The organism is Hydrogenophaga sp., from assembly GCF_011772445.1.
Classification (GTDB): domain Bacteria; phylum Pseudomonadota; class Gammaproteobacteria; order Burkholderiales; family Burkholderiaceae_C; genus Hydrogenophaga.
Map to the genome: position 1 here is coordinate 44,599 of NZ_WVZN01000048.1, position 16,096 is coordinate 60,694.

At 71.1% G+C, this 16,096-nt stretch carries 15 protein-coding genes; 9 read left to right on the forward strand and 6 right to left on the reverse strand.

Annotation, left to right across the window (positions count from 1 at the left end; genetic code table 11):
• Positions 1-43: 43 nt before the first annotated feature.
• The 4 genes from GTO19_RS21200 to GTO19_RS21215 all read left to right on the forward strand — a co-directional run bounded on the left by GTO19_RS21200 (position 44) and on the right by GTO19_RS21215 (position 4,376).
• Positions 44-946 (forward strand): LysR family transcriptional regulator, encoded by a 903-nt coding sequence (locus GTO19_RS21200; protein ID WP_291024641.1) that lies wholly within the window; start codon positions 44-46, stop codon positions 944-946.
• Entirely contained in the window at positions 946-1,878 is a 933-nt protein-coding gene (locus GTO19_RS21205) for a LysR family transcriptional regulator (protein ID WP_291024642.1), read from the forward strand. The genes GTO19_RS21200 and GTO19_RS21205 overlap by 1 nt, the downstream gene beginning before the upstream one ends.
• 112 nt (positions 1,879-1,990) lie before the next feature.
• On the forward strand, positions 1,991-3,370 hold the full coding sequence (locus GTO19_RS21210) for an FAD-dependent oxidoreductase (RefSeq protein ID WP_291024644.1): 1,380 nt from the start codon (positions 1,991-1,993) through the stop codon (positions 3,368-3,370).
• A gap of 31 nt (positions 3,371-3,401) precedes the next feature.
• On the forward strand, positions 3,402-4,376 hold the full coding sequence (locus tag GTO19_RS21215; protein WP_291024645.1) for a tripartite tricarboxylate transporter substrate binding protein: 975 nt from the start codon (positions 3,402-3,404) through the stop codon (positions 4,374-4,376).
• A gap of 21 nt (positions 4,377-4,397) precedes the next feature.
• Here GTO19_RS21215 and GTO19_RS21220 read toward each other — a convergent pair whose 3' ends face one another.
• A complete protein-coding gene (locus GTO19_RS21220; RefSeq protein ID WP_291024646.1) occupies positions 4,398-5,342 on the reverse strand; it encodes an RNA polymerase sigma-70 factor in 945 nt (314 codons plus the stop codon).
• Between the two features lie 186 nt (positions 5,343-5,528).
• On the opposite strand from GTO19_RS21220, the gene GTO19_RS21225 reads away from it, so the two are divergent.
• Positions 5,529-6,461 (forward strand): AraC family transcriptional regulator, encoded by a 933-nt coding sequence (locus tag GTO19_RS21225; RefSeq protein WP_291024648.1) that lies wholly within the window; start codon positions 5,529-5,531, stop codon positions 6,459-6,461.
• A gap of 2 nt (positions 6,462-6,463) precedes the next feature.
• Here the strand turns inward: GTO19_RS21225 and GTO19_RS21230 are convergent, their stop codons facing one another.
• On the reverse strand, positions 6,464-8,710 hold the full coding sequence (locus tag GTO19_RS21230) for a xanthine dehydrogenase family protein molybdopterin-binding subunit (protein WP_291024650.1): 2,247 nt from the start codon (positions 8,708-8,710) through the stop codon (positions 6,464-6,466).
• Between the two features lie 13 nt (positions 8,711-8,723).
• Entirely contained in the window at positions 8,724-9,197 is a 474-nt protein-coding gene (locus tag GTO19_RS21235; protein WP_291024653.1) for a (2Fe-2S)-binding protein, read from the reverse strand.
• Positions 9,198-9,451: 254 nt separating this feature from the next.
• Here GTO19_RS21235 and GTO19_RS21240 point away from each other — a divergent pair, with 254 nt between their 5' ends.
• Positions 9,452-9,985 carry a hypothetical protein gene (locus GTO19_RS21240; protein ID WP_291024656.1) on the forward strand — a complete coding sequence of 178 codons (534 nt, stop codon included), beginning with the start codon at positions 9,452-9,454 and terminating at the stop codon, positions 9,983-9,985.
• A 1-nt stretch (position 9,986) separates the two neighbouring features.
• On the opposite strand, the gene GTO19_RS21245 is transcribed toward GTO19_RS21240, so the two are convergent.
• Together GTO19_RS21245 and GTO19_RS21250 are read right to left on the reverse strand one after the other, a co-directional pair.
• Positions 9,987-10,973: a tripartite tricarboxylate transporter substrate binding protein gene (locus GTO19_RS21245; RefSeq protein WP_291024658.1), complete on the reverse strand. Its 987-nt coding sequence runs from the start codon at positions 10,971-10,973 to the stop codon at positions 9,987-9,989.
• Between the two features lie 97 nt (positions 10,974-11,070).
• On the reverse strand, positions 11,071-12,159 hold the full coding sequence (locus GTO19_RS21250) for a tartrate dehydrogenase (RefSeq protein ID WP_291024659.1): 1,089 nt from the start codon (positions 12,157-12,159) through the stop codon (positions 11,071-11,073).
• Positions 12,160-12,265: 106 nt separating this feature from the next.
• Between GTO19_RS21250 and GTO19_RS21255 the strand changes: the two genes are divergently transcribed.
• From GTO19_RS21255 to GTO19_RS21265, 3 genes are all read left to right on the forward strand, one after another.
• The gene (locus GTO19_RS21255; RefSeq protein WP_291024661.1) at positions 12,266-13,195 is read left to right on the forward strand and encodes a LysR substrate-binding domain-containing protein; all 930 of its coding nucleotides are present in this window, start codon (positions 12,266-12,268) and stop codon (positions 13,193-13,195) included.
• A 93-nt stretch (positions 13,196-13,288) separates the two neighbouring features.
• Positions 13,289-14,371: a TRAP transporter substrate-binding protein gene (locus tag GTO19_RS21260; RefSeq protein WP_291024663.1), complete on the forward strand. Its 1,083-nt coding sequence runs from the start codon at positions 13,289-13,291 to the stop codon at positions 14,369-14,371.
• An 86-nt stretch (positions 14,372-14,457) separates the two neighbouring features.
• A complete protein-coding gene (locus GTO19_RS21265; protein WP_291024666.1) occupies positions 14,458-15,378 on the forward strand; it encodes a delta(1)-pyrroline-2-carboxylate reductase family protein in 921 nt (306 codons plus the stop codon).
• Positions 15,379-15,385: 7 nt separating this feature from the next.
• Here the strand turns inward: GTO19_RS21265 and GTO19_RS21270 are convergent.
• Positions 15,386-16,096: NAD(P)H-flavin reductase (locus tag GTO19_RS21270; protein ID WP_291024668.1), on the reverse strand; the 711-nt coding region annotated here is incomplete at its 5' end.

The following is a 16,096-nucleotide window of genomic DNA, read 5'->3' on the forward strand; positions in this document are numbered from 1 at the left end:
AATTCCGTTCAAACCCATCTATCCATTCGATCATTCAAAGCCCATGGCCCACCCCCGCGTCACCCTCGACCAATGGAATGCCCTGGTGGCCGTGGTGGAAGCCGGCGGCTACGCGCGCGCGGCCGAGCAGCTCAGCCGCAGCCAGTCCTCCGTCACCTACGCGGTGCAGCAGATTCAGGCGCAACTGGGCGTGCAGGTGTTCGAACTCGACGGCCGCAAGGCGCGCCTCACGCCCACGGGCGAGCAGCTCTACCAGCGCGCGCGCTACCTGGTGGCCGAGGCCGCGTCGATGGAGGTGGCCTCCACCTGCCTATCCCTGGGCTGGGAGGCCGAGCTCCGGTTGGCAGTGGAAGTCATCTACCCCAACCGCCGCCTCTTCGCCTGCCTGGAACGTTTCGGCCAGAGCGCGGAGCACACGCGCGTGGAGGTGGTGGAAGCGGTGCTGGGGCACCGCAGTTCGCTGCTCGAAGAGGGCGCGATCGACATCGCCATCTACGGCACCGTGCCCACGGGCTACGAAGGTGAGCACCTGATGCGCGTGCGCTTCCTGCTGGTGGCGCACCCCGAACACCCGCTGCACCAACTGGGCCGCGCCATCACCCTGCGCGACCTGCGCCAGCACCGCCACCTGGTGGTGCGCGAGACCAGCCCGCAGCGCGCGCACGAGCCCGCCGTGCAGACGCCGCGCCGCTGGACGGTGAGCCACATGTCCACCTCGATCGAGGCGGCGCGCGGCGGCCACGGTTTCGCCTGGCTGCCCGAGGAACTGATCCGCCGCGATCTGGAGGCCGGCACGCTCGCACCCCTGCCCATGCGGCGCGGCGGCGAGCGCTTCGGCGACCTGTACCTGGTGTTCGGCGACCGCGAAGGGGCGGGCCCGGCGGCGCAGCGGCTGGCCGAGATCCTGCTGGCGGACGCGCGCGGCATCGCACCGGAGGCCCACTGATGCGACGCGCGCCCGCCACGACCACGCCCACCCACCCGGGCACGAACCTGGACATGAAGCTGCTGGCCGTTTTCGACGGCGTCTACTCGAGCGGCAGCGTGTCCCGCGCGGCCGAACAGCTCGGCATGGCGCAGACCTCGGTGAGCCTGGCGCTGGCGCGCCTGCGCCGACAGTTCCAGGACCCGCTGTTCGTTCGCACCGCGCGCGGCATGGAGCCCACGCCACGCGCCCAGCAGTTGCACCGACCGCTTCAGCAGGCGCTGGCCCTGCTGCGCGCGGCCACGGAGCAGGCCGTCGTGTTCGACCCCGCCAGCTCCACGCGGCACTTCCGCATCAGCATGACCGACGTCAGCCACCTGGACTTCCTGCCCGGCTTGGTGCACCGCGCCGAGTCGCTCGCGCCGGGCGTGCTCATCGAGGTGCTGCGCATCGCGCCCGACATGGCCGCCCGGCTCGCGGCCGGCGAATCGGACCTGGCGGTGGGGCACATGCCCGAGCTGGAGTCGGGCTTCTACCAGCAGAAGCTGATGGAGCAGGGGTTCGCCTGCGTGGTGGCGCGTGAGCACCCGCGCATCCGCCAGCGGCTCACGCCGGCGATGTTCCAGCGCGAGCGGCACGTGGTGGTGACCACCCCCGGCACGGGCAACGAGTTGCTGGAGCGCCAGTTGCGCCGCCTGCGCATCGAGCGGCGGGTGGCGCTGTCCCTGCAGACGCTGCCGGGCCTGGGCAATCTGCTGGCGCAGACGGAGCTGGTCGCCACCTTGCCGCAGCGCGTCGCACAGACCCTCGCGCGCATCGCGGCCGTCAAGTTGCTCGCGCCGCCGTTCGACACGCCAACCATCGCCATCAAGCAGCACTGGCACGAGCGCTTTCACCACGACCCGGGCAACCGCTGGCTGCGCGGCCTGGTGGCGGAGCTGTACCTCGAATAGCCCGCGCACCCCACTATGGTGTTTTCCGCTGGGGCGTATTCGGTTCATTGCATTGATTGCATAGTGGTCGCCGCCTAGGATGCCGCCCTTGGCACCTTGAGGACGACCCCGAATGAGCAAGACCCCATCCCCGACGGCACCCAGCCTCACCGAACCGAGCCGGCAGACCCCCATCTGGGGCGAGTTCGAGGTGGTCGTGGTGGGTGGCGGCCCCGCCGGCATCGCCGCCGCCACCTCGGCCGCGCGCGCCGGGCGCCAGACCCTGCTGATCGAGTCCTATGGTTTCCTCGGCGGCATGGGCACCGCCGCGGGGGTCACCAACTTCTGCGGCCTGCACGCCAACGTGCACGGCAGCATCCAGCGCGTGGTGCATGGCGTGGCGGACGACCTGCTCGACCGCATGGAGCGCCTCGGCGGGCTCAAGGAACCGCACGCGCTGTTCGGCGGCAAGATCGCCGCGCAGGCTTACGACAACGCCGCGTTCAAGGTGGCCGCGGACGATCTGGTGCTGGGCAGCGGCGCTCAACTGCTGTTCCACACCCGGGTCGTCGGCCTCGTCATGGACGGTCCCTCGTCCATCCGCGCCGCCCTCATCGAGACGCGATCGGGCCGCTGCGCGGTGCTGGCCAAGACCTTCATCGATTGCACCGGCGACGGTGACCTGGCCGCGCACGCGGGCGCGCCCTTCGAGAAGGGCACAGGGGGGCACGACATGATGTACCCCTCCACCATGTTTCGCGTCAGCGGCGTGGACGCCGCGCGCGTGGGCAGCGACTACGGCGTCTTCGACCGCTTGATGGCAGCGGCCGAGGCCAAGGGCCGCCGCTTTCCGCGCAAGACGCCCATCATCCGCCCGCAGAAGAACCCCGGCGAGTGGCGCGCCAACGTGACCCAGTTGTCCAACCCGGACGGCAGCCCCGTGGACGCCACGGACGCGCGGCAGCTCAGCGCGGCCGAGGTGCAGGGCCGCCGCCAGATCGTCGACTTCTTCCAGTTTCTGCGTGAGAGCGCCCCCGGCTTCGAGAACGCCTACCTGCTCGAGATCGCCCCCCAGGTCGGCGTGCGCGAGACGCGCCGCATCGTGGGCGAGTACCAGCTCACCGAGGACGACGTGCTGGGTTGCGCGAGCTTCGACGACAGCATCGGCGTGAACGGCTGGATGGTGGAAGAGCACGTGGCCGGCAACATCCGCTTCAAGTGGCAGGACATCCCGAACTGCCGCGGCTTCAACCACCTGCCCTACCGCATGCTGCTGCCGCGCGGCGTGGACAACCTGCTGGTGGCCGGGCGCTGCGCGTCGATGACGCACGGCGGGCAGTCCGCCGCGCGCGTCTCGGGCGCCTGCTTCGTCATGGGCCAGGCCGCCGGCACGGCGGCCGCGCTGGCCATCGAGGCCGGCTGCGCGCCCCGCGCCCTGCCCGTCGCCGGCCTGCAGGCCCGGCTGATGGCCGATGGCGCCTTCCTCGGCCAGGACGCGACCGCCGCGGCCTGACCCCCTTCCCTTTCCCGACAGGAGACAAGACATGCAACGACGCTTCCTCATCGCCGCAGCCCTCGCCGCCATCACCGCCGCGACGCCCGTGGTCCACGCGCAGTCGGGCGCCGACGCCTGGCCCACGCGCCCGGTGCGCATCCTCGTCGGCTTCCCCGGCGGCTCCACGCCCGACATCGCGGTGCGCATCGTCGCCGAGCCGCTGGCCAAGGCGCTCGGCCAGCCGGTGGTGGTGGAAAACCGCGCGGGCGCGTCCGGCAACATCGCGGCCGACCAGGTGGCCAAGGCGCGCGACGACCACACGCTGGGCGCCGTGATCAACGGCAACCTCACCTCCGCGAAGATGCTCAACCCCAAGCTGTCCTTCGACCCCGCGAAGGACTTCAGCCACCTGTCGCTGCTGGCGACCGCGCCCCTGGTGCTGGTGGCGCCGGCGGACAAGCCGGCGGGCGCGGCCTTCTTCGCCGCCGCCAAGGCCGGCGGCGACCGCTGGTCCTACGGCTCGGTGGGCGTGGGCTCGGTCGGCCACCTGGGCATGGAGCTGCTGAAGACGCGGGTGGACGGCCTGGCGCCGGTGCACATCCCCTTCAAGGGCAACCCCGAGGTGATCACCAGCCTGATCCAGGGCGACATCCAGCTCTCGCTGGTGCCGCCCGGCGTGGCCATGCCGCAGGTGCGCGCGGGCAAGCTGCGCGCCGTCGGCGTCACCACCGGCCACAGCGCGCTCGTTCCCGACGTGCCCTCGCTGGCCGACGCCGGTGTGCGCGACTTCGTGCTCGAGGTCTGGACCGCGCTCGTCGGCCCGGCGAACCTGTCACAGGCGGCGAAAGACCGCCTGGCCGAGACGCTGCCGCGCATCGTGCAGAGCGCCGAGGTGCGGCAGAAGCTGTTCGACCAGGGCTGGATGGCCGTGGGCTCCACGCCGGCCGGCATGAAGGCCCGCGTCGAGCAGGAGGCCGAGAGCATGCGGCGCATCATCTCGGCGCAGGGCATCCGGCTGGAGTGAGCGCCTGCGCGCACGCCAGCCTCAAGGCGGCGCGGCGTCGCCCCTTTCGTACCGCGTCACCGCGGGATCCACCAGCGCGTGCCCGCGCGCCTGCGCAATGCCCAGCAGCTTGTCGGGGTTGCGCTGCACGTGGATGCCGGTGATGCGGCCATCCTCCACCGCCAGGGCCTGCGCCGATTCGAGCCCGCCGTCGATGAAGCGCAGCAGGCCCCACTCGCCGTTGAGCGAGACCAGCTCGTAGTGCACGCGGCCCGCGAAGCGCAGGCTGGTGGCCATGTAGAGCTGCGCGATGCGCATGCCGCCGAGCAGGGGCACGCCGAAGCTGGGCACCTTGCCGCCGCCATCGCTGATGAGCTGGGCGTCCTCGGCCAGCGCGGCCTTCAGGCCGGCGATGTCGCCGCGCGACGCCGCCTCGGCGAAGGCGCGCAGCAGGCGCTGCTGGTCGGCGGGCGCCACGGCCTGGCGCGCCGCGCGCCCGTCTTTCAACAGGGTGCGCGCGCGGTGCACCAGTTGGCGGCAGGCGGCCTCGCTCTTGCCCAGGGCCATGGCCACCTCGGCGTAGTCGGCGTCGAAGATCTCGCGCAGCAGGAAGGCCGCGCGCGCCTCGGGCCCCAGGCGTTCCAGCACCGCGAGGAAGGCCACCGAGAGCTGGTCGGCGCGCTCCAGCATCTGCTCGGGCGTGTGCGGTGCGTCGGCTTCGGTGAGGATGGGCTCGGGCAGCCAGGTGCCCACGTAGTCCTCGCGCCGCGCCTTGGCCGCGCGCAGGCGGTCGATGGCCAGGCGCGTGGTGATCGAGACCAGCCAGGCCTCGGGATTGGCCACCGCCGCGTGCTCGGTCTCGTGCCAGCGCAGCCAGGCGTCCTGCACCACCTCGTCGGCGTCGGCGGCCGAGCCGAGCATGCGGTAGGCGATGCCCCGCAGCCGGGGCCGCAGGCGCACGAAGCTGTCCAGGGTGTGATCGTTCATGACCCGCAAGACGGATGGGGGGCCGCCATTGTGACGACGGCGAGCGGGCACCGGACGGGCGGTTGTCACGATCCTCCGCCAAGCTTGCCCGATCCTGCAAAGTGGGCCCGCCCAAAACCCCACTGCCGCGGAGGACCGGGCCACATGCGGGATCATTCCGGCGCCTCCCCACGACCTCGATACCCCGTGCTCAAGCCCGACGATTACCTCGGCGAGATCAACGCCGTCATTGCCCGATCCACCGAAAGCGACGGCCTTACGCCGACCGCGGTGGACCACCTGTTCTTCGGCCGCCAGAGCTCGCCCTCGCTGCCCATGCACCTGGCGCAGTGGCCCTGTTTCGCGCTGGTCACCCAGGGCGCCAAGCGCCTCACGCTCGGCGACGAGGTCTTCCACTACGGCGTGGGCGATTGCCTGCTGGTGACGCTGGATCTGCCCGTGGTGTCGTGCATCGTCGAGGCCACGCCCGAGCGGCCCAAGCTGAGCCTGGGCATGGCCATCGACAGCGCGCGCCTGCAGGAGGTGCTCTCGCGCGTGAGCCTGCCGCCCGAGGCCTTGCGCTGCGACACCCTGCGCGGCGTGGCCGTGCACAAGGCGCCGCTGGAGCTGCTGGACGCCATGCTGCGCCTGGTGCGCCTGCTGGAACGCCCGCAGGACATCGCGGCCATGGCGCCGCTGATCGAGCAGGAAATCCTCTACCGTCTGCTCACCGGCCCGCACGGGCCCACGCTGCTGCGCATCGCCTCGGCCAACAGCCCCGGCAACAAGATCGCCCGCGCCATCGCCTGGCTGCGCCAGCACTACGCGCAACCGCTGCGCATCGACGCCCTGGCCCAGCACGTGGGCATGAGCCCCTCGTCACTGCACCACCACTTCAGCCAGGTCACGGCGATGACGCCGCTGCAGTACCAGAAGCGCCTGCGCCTGCAGGAGGCGCGCCGCCTGATGCTGGTGGACTGCCTGGACGTGGGCAGCGCCGGCTACCGCGTGGGCTACCAGAGCGCCTCGCAGTTCAGCCGCGAGTACAGCCGCCAGTTCGGGCTGTCGCCGCTGCGCGACGTGGAAAGCGCGCGCGGCACCGGCCTGGGCTATGTGGCCCTGGCCGATGCACAGGCCTGAGGTCAGGCCAGCTTGAAGGGCAATTCGCGCAGCGGTTTGCCCGTGATGCGCGCCAAGGCGTTCGCGAAGGCCGGTGCCAGCGGCGGCAAACCCGGCTCGCCCATGCCCGTGGGCGGGTCCGCGCTGGGCACGGTGTGCACCACCACCTTGGGCATCTCGGTGATGCGCGCGACGCGGTAGTCGCCGAAGTTGCTCTGCTCCACCACACCGTCCTTGAGCGTGATGGCCGCGCCGGGCAGGCACATGCCCAGGCCCATGAGCGCCGCGCCCTGCACCTGCGCCTCCACCGTGCGCGGGTTGACCACGAGGTTGCAGTGCACGCCCGCCGTCACCTGGTGCAACACGGGCTCGCCGTCCTTCACCGAGGCCTCGACCACGTAGGCCACCACCGACTCGAAGCTCTCGTGCACCGCCACGCCCCAGGCGCGGCCTTCGGGCAGCTGGCGTTTGCCATAGCCGCTCTTCTCCACCGCGAGCTTGAGCGCGTCGCGGTGGCGCGGGTGGTCCTTGCCGAACATCGCCAGGCGGTAGGCCACCGGGTCCTGCTTGGTCTCGCGGGCGATCTGGTCGATCAGCGTCTCCATGGCGAAGGCCGTGTGCGTGGAACCCACGCTGCGCCACCACAGCACCGGCACATTCACCTTGGGGTGGTGCACCGTCAGGCGCATGGGCACGGGGTACGGCGCGCGCATGCCTTCCACGGCGGTCTGGTCCACGCCGTTCTTCATCATGTTCTGTTCGAAGAAGGTGCCGGCCATGATGGACTGGCCCACGATGACGTGGTCCCAGGCCAGCACGCGGCCGCGCTCGTCGAAACCGATGCGCGCGCGGTGCAGGTGCATGGGGCGGTAGTAGCCGCCCTTCACGTCGTCCTCGCGGCTCCACACGGTGCGCACCGGCGCGCGCACGCCCGCGGCCTGCGCCGCCTTGGCGATGGTGCAGGCCTCCACCACGTACTCGCTGCTGGGAATGGCGCGCCGGCCGAAGCCGCCGCCCGCCGACTGCACGTTCACGCGCACCTGCTCGGGCTTGAGGCCCAGCACCTTCGCCGCGGCCACGCCGTCCAGGCCGGGCATCTGCGAGCCGACCCACAGCGTGGCGCCCGCGTCGGACAGCTCCACCGTGCAGTTGAGCGGCTCCATCGGCGCGTGCGCGAGGTAGGGAAACACGAACTCCGCTTCGATGCGCTTCGGCGCCGAGGCCAGCGGCCCCATGTCCGCGTCGAAGTGCTTCGCGCCCGGCTGCCCCGCGAGTTCGCGGTACTGCGCGAGCTGGCGCTCGCTGTCCACTTTCTCGACCGCATCGGAGGCCCAGTCGAGCTTGAGCGCATCACGGCCCATCTTGGCAGGCCAGTAGCCATCGGCCACCACGGCCACGCCCTCGGCACCACGGTCCAGCGGCACGCGCAGCACGGCCTTCACGCCTTTCACGGCGCGCGCGGCGCTGTCGTCCACCGAGCGCAGCGTCGCACCGAACACCGGCGGGCGCGCGACCACGGCGGTGAGCTGGCCCGGGCGGCGCACGTCGATGCCGAAGTTCTGCCGGCCGCTGCTCTTGTCGCGCGCGTCCAGGCGCGTGGTCGGCTGGCCGATGAGCTTGAAGCGCTTCGGGTCCTTCAACACCACCTTCTCGGGCACGGGCTGCTGCATGGCGGCCTCGGCCAGTTCGCCGTAGCTCGCGCGGCGGCCACCGGCGCCGATGACGTGGCCGGCCTCGGTGCGCAGCGCGGCCGGGTCGGCTTTCCAGCGCGCGGCGGCGGCGCCCACCAGCATGGCGCGCGTGCGCGCGCCCAGCTCGCGGTACTGCGTGAAGCTGTTCTTGATGGCGGTGGAGCCGCCCGTGAGGTGCATGCCCCACAGCGGGTCGGCGTAGGCCGGGTCGTTGGTGCCCAGCTGGCTGCGCACCTTGGACCAGTCGGCGTCCAGCTCCTCGGCCAGGACCATCGGCAGCGCGGTCTGCACGCCCTGGCCGAACTCCAGACGGTTCACGGTCACGGTGACCGTGCCGTCGGTGGCGATGGCGACGAAGGCAGCGGGCAGTTGCGTGGGCTTGAGCGCGGCGTCGGCAGCGCCCGCGCCTTGTGCTTGCGCGGCCAGTGGTGCGAAGCCCAGCGCGAAGCCACTGGCCACGGCGAGCTTGAGGAAGCCGCGGCGCGGCAATTCGGCCACGCCGTCGTGGGCGGTCTGGTCGCGCGCCAGCATCAGTTGCAGCGCGCGCGGCATTTCATGGGTGACGGTGGAAGGCAGCATGTGCGTGGCTCCTTCAGGCGATGGCGCGCGCGGCGTCGGCCACGGCGGCGCGGATGCGCTCGTAGGTGCCGCAGCGGCACACGTTGCCGGCCATGGCGGCGTCGATGTCGGCGGCGCTGGGCTTCTGGCCCTTGGGCAGCGACTTGAGGAAGGCCGTGGCGCTCATGATCTGCCCGCTCTGGCAGTAGCCGCACTGCGCCACGTCGTGCCTGACCCAGGCCTCGTGCACGGCGCGGCCCACGCGGTCCTCGCCTTGCGTGACGGCCTCGATGGTGGTGATGGCGCGGCCTTCGACGCTGCCCACAGGCGTGATGCAGGAGCGGATGGCCTGGCCGTCGACGTGCACGGTGCAGGCGCCGCACAGCGCCGCGCCGCAGCCGAACTTGGTGCCGGTCAGGCCCAGGTTGTCGCGCAGGGCCCAGAGCACGGGGGTGCCGGGGTCCACATCGACGGTGTGGTTGCGGCCATTGACTTGAAGGGTGGTCATGGGGTCTCCCGGTGGGGTAGGAGTGGGATGGAAAACGGAATCGGGCACGCCGAAGCGGGTAGCCCCGGCATGCCCGAGAGTGTTTCCGACCTACCCCCCGGGGGTGTTAGCACAGGGCTGCGAAATGTTTGCCTGATCCTCCAGACCGGGGCACGGCGCGGAAATGGGCGGCGATCGCCCGCCAGTTCCGGCCATGCCTTGCGTCCGCTTTTCTTAGCATCCGCGCACACCAACACCTGAGGGGAGCGGCACGCATGAACATCGATCGCACGGGACAAGCCCTGCTGTGGGGCCTGGGACAGGACGCCGCGAGCCGGCCCGCCGCCACCGCAGCGCCGGCCTCGGCGCCGGGCCCGGCTCCCAGCGCCACCGTCACGCTCAGCGAAGGCGCGAAGACGCTCGCGCGCTTCGCCGAGAAGGGCCTGGCCATGACGGCGCACCGGCTCGACCGCCCCCTGGGCCCCGGTGCCGGTTCACCCGCTTCGGGTGGCCCCGCTCAAGCGTTCGTGCCGGTGGGACAGGGACGGCTCGAAGCCCTGCTGGCGGAACTCGGCGCGAGCGCGGAGGAAGCCCGCTCGCTTGCGCAAGGCCTGGACAGCGGCGGCGACGCCGCGCTCTCGCGCGAGGAACTGCTGAAGGGCATCGCCGGCGCGGGCAAGGACCCTGCCGACCCGAACAGCCAGATCCTGCTGCGCCTGGCCGACAGCCTGGGCCGCGCCGATGGCGAGGTCTCTCAGCAGGAATTCGGGCAACTCGCCGGCCGCTTGCTCTCGCTGGGCCGGGCCTGAGTCACTCGATCACCACCTTCGCCTCTTTCACCAGCTTGCCGAACTTCTCGGTCTCGCCCGCGATGCGGCGGGCCATCTCGGCGCTGCTGTCGCCGATCGGCTCGGCACCGATCTCGGCCATGCGCGCGCGGAACTCGGGCGACTGGATCACCTTCACCATCTCGGCATTCAGGCGCGCCACGATCTCCGTCGGTGTGCCCGCCGGTGCCAGCACACCGAACCAGGTGCCGATGTCGAAACCCTTGAGGCCGGCTTCGTCCAGCGTCGGCACATCGGGCAACGCGCCCGAGCGCTTGCCGGTCGTCACGGCCAGCGCGCGCAGCTTGCCGGCCTTGATGTGCGGCAGCACCGGCGTGACGGTGTCGAAGCTCATCAGGATCTGCCCGCCGAGCAGGTCGGACGACAGCGGACCGCTGCCCTTGTAGGGCACATGGATGACCTGCGTGCCAGTGCTGTTCTGAAACTGCGTGCCGATGAGGTGCTGCGCCGTGCCGTTGCCGTTGGAGCCGAAGGAGTGCTTGCCCGGCGCGGCCTTGAGCAGGGCCAGGAGCTCGCTCACGTTCTTCGCCGGCGTGCTGGCGTTCACCACCAGCACGTTGGGCACCATGGCCACGGTGGACACGGGCACCAGGTCCTTCGAGAAGTCGTAGGGCAGGCGCTTGTAGACGCTGGGCGCGATGGTGTGGTGCACCGCGCCCATGAGCAGCGTGTACCCGTCGGGCCGGGCCTTGGCCACGAAGTCGGCGCCGATGGTCGCGCCCGCGCCGGGGCGGCTTTCCACCACCATGGGCTGGCCCAGGCTCTGCGATAGGCGATCCGCCAGCGCGCGCGCCAGCACGTCGGTGGTGCCGCCGGCCGCGAAGGGCACGACCAGGCTGATCGGCTTGCTCGGCCAGGCTTGCTGGGCCAGGGCCAGGCCGCTGAACGCCAGCGGGGCCAGGGCCGCGAAGCGAAGCCAGTGGCGGCGGCGCGAATGGGAATGGCTCATGTCTGTCTCCTTCAATGGCGCTCCAGGCGCTCTGTTGCGCGGACGTCGGCGTCCGCGGGTGGCCCGTGCCGGTGGCGCGGGCCGTGGTCCTGACCGCTCAGGCGGCCTTGAGCAGCGCGCCCTGCGTGATGCGCTCGCACACGGCCTGCGTCACCTGCGCGGTGGTGGCCCGCCCGCCCAGGTCGCGCGTGTGCAGCGCCGGGTCGGCGGTCACCTGTTCGATCGCGGCCATCAGCCGCGCGGCGGCGCTGCCTTCGCCCAGGTGCTCCAGCATCATCACCACCGACCAAAAGGTGCCGATGGGGTTGGCCAGGCCCTGGCCCATGATGTCGAAGGCTGATCCGTGGATGGGCTCGAACATGCTGGGGTAGCGGCGCTCGGGGTCGATGTTGCCGGTTGGCGCGATGCCCAGGCTACCTGCCAGCGCGGCGGCCAGGTCGCTCAGGATGTCGGCGTGCAGGTTGGTGGCGACGATGGTGTCCAGCGAGGCCGGGCGATTGACCATGCGCGCGGTGGCCGCGTCCACGATCTCCTTGTCCCAGCGCACCTCGGGGAACTCGGCCGCGACCTGCGCCGCGATCTCGTCCCACATCACCATGGCGTGGCGCTGCGCGTTGCTTTTGGTGATCACCGTGAGCTGCCGGCGCGGCCGCGACTGCGCGAGGCGGAAGGCGAAACGCATCACGCGCTCCACACCGGCGCGCGTCATCACCGTCACGTCGGTGGCGGCCTCGATCGGGTGGCCCTGGTGCACGCGCCCGCCGACGCCCGAGTACTCACCCTCGGAGTTCTCGCGCACGATGACCCAGTCCAGGTCCTCGGGCCCGCAGCGCTTCAGCGGCGCGTCGATGCCCGGCAGGATGCGCGTGGGCCGAACGTTGGCGTACTGGTCGAAGCCCTGGCAGATCTTCAGGCGCAGGCCCCAGAGCGTGATGTGGTCCGGGATGTCCGGGTCACCCGCCGAGCCGAACAGGATCGCGTCCTTGCCGCGCAATCGGTCCAGGCCGTCGGCCGGCATCATCACGCCGTGGCGGCGGTAATGGTCGCCACCCCAGTCGAAGTCCTCGAACTCGCAGCGGAAACCCGCGCCGCTGGCGGTCAGGGACTTGAGCACCACCTGCCCCGCCGGAATCACTTCCTTGCCGATGCCGTCGCCGGGAATGGCGGCGATCGAATACGTCTTCATCCTTCAAACCCCATGAAACAGTCGATGGGGCACTGTAGGGATGGACCGGGCCCACGGCGCGTGGCTATAGTGAATCCACCGTTGATCTGAATTCAACAATCACGCCATGCCGGACGCCATTCACCCCGCCGACCTCGGTTTCTTCTCGTCCCTGGCCAGCGCCGGCAGCCTGAGTGGGGCCGCGCGCGAGCTGGGCATCACCACCTCGGCCGTGAGCAAGCACCTGAGCCTGCTGGAGGCGCGCGTGGGCGTGCCGCTGGTGAACCGCACCACGCGGCGCATGGGCCTCACGCCCGAGGGCGAACTCTTCCTGGAACACGCGCGGCGCATCCTCGGCGACATCGACGCCATGGAGGAACAGCTGGGCGCGGCCCGCTCCACGCCCAAGGGCCTGCTGCGCATCAACGCCACCCTGGGCTTCGGCCGCAGCCACGTGGCGCCGCTGGTGTCGCGCTTCGTCCAGAAGCACCCGCAGGTGGAGGCGCAATTGCAGTTGTCGGTGAACCCGCCCCCACTGACGGACGACGCCTGGGATGTCTGCATCCGCTTCGGCGCGCCGCCCGACACCCGTGTCATCGCGCGGCGGGTTGCGCCGAACCGGCGCCTGCTGTGCGCTGCCCCGGCCTACCTGGCGCGCCGCGGCATGCCCCGCGTGCCGCGCGACCTGATGCAGCACGACTGCATCGGCATCCGCCAGGGCGAAGAGGCCTACGGCGTCTGGCGCCTTTCCCACGGGCGCGGACGGCAGGCGTCCACCGAATCCGTGCGCATCCGCGGCAAGCTCACCACCAACGACGGCGAGATCGCCGTGAAATGGGCGCTCGACGGACACGGCATCCTGATGCGCGCCGAGTGGGACATCGAGCGCTACCTCAAGAGCGGGCGGCTGGTGCCTGTGCTGCCGCAGTACTTCACGCCCGACGCCGACATCTACGCCGTCTACCCGCAGCGCCACCAGCTTGCGGCACGCGTGCGCGCCTTCGTGGAGTTCGTGGCCAAGGCGTTTGCGCAGCAGGCAGTACCGGGCAAAACCTAGGGTTTCCCCGAGGGGATCGGGTGGCATACTGCCCACCCCCATAGGTGGTTGCGCCCGCAACCCCAACACCCGTTTCCCGAGGAGTCAATTTCCATGGATCGTCGTTCCGTCATCAAGAACGCCGGCATCGCCGGCGTTCTCGCCACCGGCATCGCTCCCGCGGTGCATGCGCAGGCCGCCGTGCGCTGGCGCCTGGCTTCCAGCTTCCCCAAGTCGCTGCCCACCATCTTCGGCTCGGCCGAGAAGTTCTCCGAGACCGTCAAGGCCCTGTCGGGCGGCAAGTTCGAGGTCTCGATCCATGCCGCCGGTGAGATCGTCCCGGCCTTCGGCGTGGTCGATGCCATCCAGGACAGCACCATCGAGATGGCGCAGACCGCGTCCTACTACTTCACCGGCAAGGACCCGATCTTCGCCTTCGGCTGCGCCGTGCCCTTCGGCCTGACCGCGCGCCACATGGACGCCTGGATGGAGCACGGCAACGGCCGCAAGCTCATGGACGAGTTCTACGCCAAGTTCAACATCCTCTCCATGAGTTCCGGCAACACCGGCACGCAGATGGGCGGCTGGTACCGCAAGGAAATCAAGAGCGTGGCCGACCTCAAGGGCCTGAAGATGCGCATGGGTGGCGGCCTGTTCGGCGAGTCCATGGCCAAGCTGGGCGTGGTGGCGCAGAACATGCCCGCCGGCGAGGTGTACCAGGCCCTGGAAAAAGGCACGCTGGACGCCACCGAGTTCGTCGGTCCCTTCGACGATGAGCGCCTGGGCTTCAACAAGGTCGCGCCCTTCTACCACTACCCCGGCTGGTGGGAAGGCGGCGCCGAGCTCGAGTTCTTCATCAACAAGAAGGCCTTCGACGCGCTGTCGGCCGAGAACAAGGCCATCGTGCGCGCCGCCGGTGCGGTGGCCGCGCGCGACATGACCGCCAAGTACGACGCGCAGAATCCGATCGCGCTCAAGCGCCTGGTGGCCTCGGGCACCAAGCTCATTGCCTTCCCCAAGGCCGTGATGGACGCGGGCTTCAAGTCGGCGCAGGAAGTGTTCGCCGCGCACGAGGCCAAGTCGCCCGAATTCAAGAAGATCCACCAGGACATGCGCGCCTTCCAGCGCGACCAGATCCTGTGGAGCCGCTTCTCGGAGTGGCGCTACGACAGCTACATCACCTCGGCCAAGATCTGAACGATCGGCCCCGAGACGAAGCCCGCCGCCCGGCGGGCTTTTTCTTTGGCGCGCACCGAAACCGCCGCATGCCGCATGATCGGCGCATGACCGCGCCACACCTGTACACACCCGAGGCCACCGCCGCCGCCCTGCCCTACGCCGAACTGGCCGAGGCCATCGCCGCGTTGCTGCGCGACCCGGCGGTGAAGGTGCCGGCGCGCACGGTGTTGCCGCTGCCAGCGGGAGGTGTCCTCATCGCCATGCCCGCCACGGACGCGCGCGTGGCCATCACCAAGCTGATCAGCTTCGTCGCCGACAACGGCGCGCGCGGCCTGCCCGCCATCCAGGGCGACGTCATCGTGTTCGACGCGCGCGACGGCCGCCGCCTGGCGCTGCTCGACGGGCCCACGGTCACGGCGCGGCGCACCGCCGCCGTCTCGCTGCTGGCCGCGCAGCGGCTGGCGCCGCGCACCGATGGGCCGCTGCTGATCGTGGGCGCGGGCGTGCAAGGGCGCGCCCATCTGGAGGCCTTCGCCAGCGGACTGGGCGTGAGGCAGGTGCGCGTGGCCTCGCGCAGCGCCGCGAGCGCCGACGCCCTGGTGGCGCACGCGCGCGGCCTGGGCCTGGACGCCACCAGCGTGGACGACGCCGACGCCGCGTTGGCCGACTGCCCGCTGGTGGTCAGCGCCACGCCCGCGCAGGCGGCGTCGCTGCACGCCACGCCGCGGGACGACGCCTTCATCGCCGCCGTCGGCGCGTTCACGCCAGCGATGCTCGAATGGGCGCCCGATGTCTGCCGCCACATCGCCGCGCGCGGCTCGCTGGTGGTGGACACGCGCGACGCCGACCACGAAGCGGGCGACCTGCTGCAGGCCGGCCTGGACGTCACCGCCGTCCCCACACTGGCCGACTGGCTCGACCGTCCGCGACCGAGCGGCCCCGTGCTCTTCAAGAGTTGCGGCTGGGCCGGCTGGGACCTCGCGGCCGCCCGCCTCGTCTTCGAGGCGCTGCGCCGCCGGCTGTGAGCGCGCGTCAGCCGACGACGAAGATGTCGGCGTGGAAGCGTTCGGGCGGCAGGCCCAGTGACGCGCACTGCGCCCGGACCGCGGACACCATGGCAGGCGCGCCGCAGCAGTAGACCTCGGCGCCTTGCAGGTCGTCGGCCACCGCGCGCACGGCCGTGTCGACGCGGCCGTGGTGGCCCTGCAGGGCTTGCGCGTCGGCCTCGTTTTCCAGCGCGGGCACGAAGCGCCAGTTCGGCAGGCCGCGCGCCCACTTCTGCACGTGCTCCAGCAGGTACAGGCCCGAGCGGTCGCGCGCGCCCCACACCAGCGTCACCGGCCGCGTCGATTTCTGGCGCAGCAGGTGATCGAGCAGCGACTTCACCGGCGCGAAGCCGGTGCCGCCGCACACGCACAGCAGCGGGCGCTGCGACGCCGGATCGACGTCGACCTGGCCGAAGGGCAGCTCCACCTCCAGCGTGTCGCCGGGCTGCAGGCCGGGGACGACCGCGCTGAAGCGGCCACCGGCCACGTGGCGCACGTGCAGTTGCACACCGTCGCTCTCGTGCGGCGGGTTGGCCATGGAATAGCTGCGCTGCTCGCCGTCGGGCAGTTGCACCTGCAGGTACTGCCCGGCGCGAAAGCGCGCGCGCTTGCCCGCGGGCAAGCGCAGTTGCAGCAGGCTCACGTCGGGCGCGGCCAGGGTGTTGCGGTAGACCTTGAGCTGCAGGCGCTGGCGCGC

Coding starts and splice junctions, on each gene's coding strand:
- GTO19_RS21200 (WP_291024641.1), top strand. CDS start 44: ATGGCCCACCCCCGCGTCACCCTCGACCAATGGAATGCCCTGGTGGCC.
- GTO19_RS21245 (WP_291024658.1), bottom strand. CDS start 10,973: ATGAGCCATTCCCATTCGCGCCGCCGCCACTGGCTTCGCTTCGCGGCC.
- GTO19_RS21265 (WP_291024666.1), top strand. CDS start 14,458: ATGACCGCGCCACACCTGTACACACCCGAGGCCACCGCCGCCGCCCTG.
- GTO19_RS21235 (WP_291024653.1), bottom strand. CDS start 9,197: ATGACCACCCTTCAAGTCAATGGCCGCAACCACACCGTCGATGTGGAC.
- GTO19_RS21260 (WP_291024663.1), top strand. CDS start 13,289: ATGGATCGTCGTTCCGTCATCAAGAACGCCGGCATCGCCGGCGTTCTC.
- GTO19_RS21240 (WP_291024656.1), top strand. CDS start 9,452: ATGAACATCGATCGCACGGGACAAGCCCTGCTGTGGGGCCTGGGACAG.
- GTO19_RS21215 (WP_291024645.1), top strand. CDS start 3,402: ATGCAACGACGCTTCCTCATCGCCGCAGCCCTCGCCGCCATCACCGCC.
- GTO19_RS21205 (WP_291024642.1), top strand. CDS start 946: ATGCGACGCGCGCCCGCCACGACCACGCCCACCCACCCGGGCACGAAC.
- GTO19_RS21210 (WP_291024644.1), top strand. CDS start 1,991: ATGAGCAAGACCCCATCCCCGACGGCACCCAGCCTCACCGAACCGAGC.
- GTO19_RS21250 (WP_291024659.1), bottom strand. CDS start 12,159: ATGAAGACGTATTCGATCGCCGCCATTCCCGGCGACGGCATCGGCAAG.
- GTO19_RS21230 (WP_291024650.1), bottom strand. CDS start 8,710: ATGCTGCCTTCCACCGTCACCCATGAAATGCCGCGCGCGCTGCAACTG.
- GTO19_RS21220 (WP_291024646.1), bottom strand. CDS start 5,342: ATGAACGATCACACCCTGGACAGCTTCGTGCGCCTGCGGCCCCGGCTG.
- GTO19_RS21255 (WP_291024661.1), top strand. CDS start 12,266: ATGCCGGACGCCATTCACCCCGCCGACCTCGGTTTCTTCTCGTCCCTG.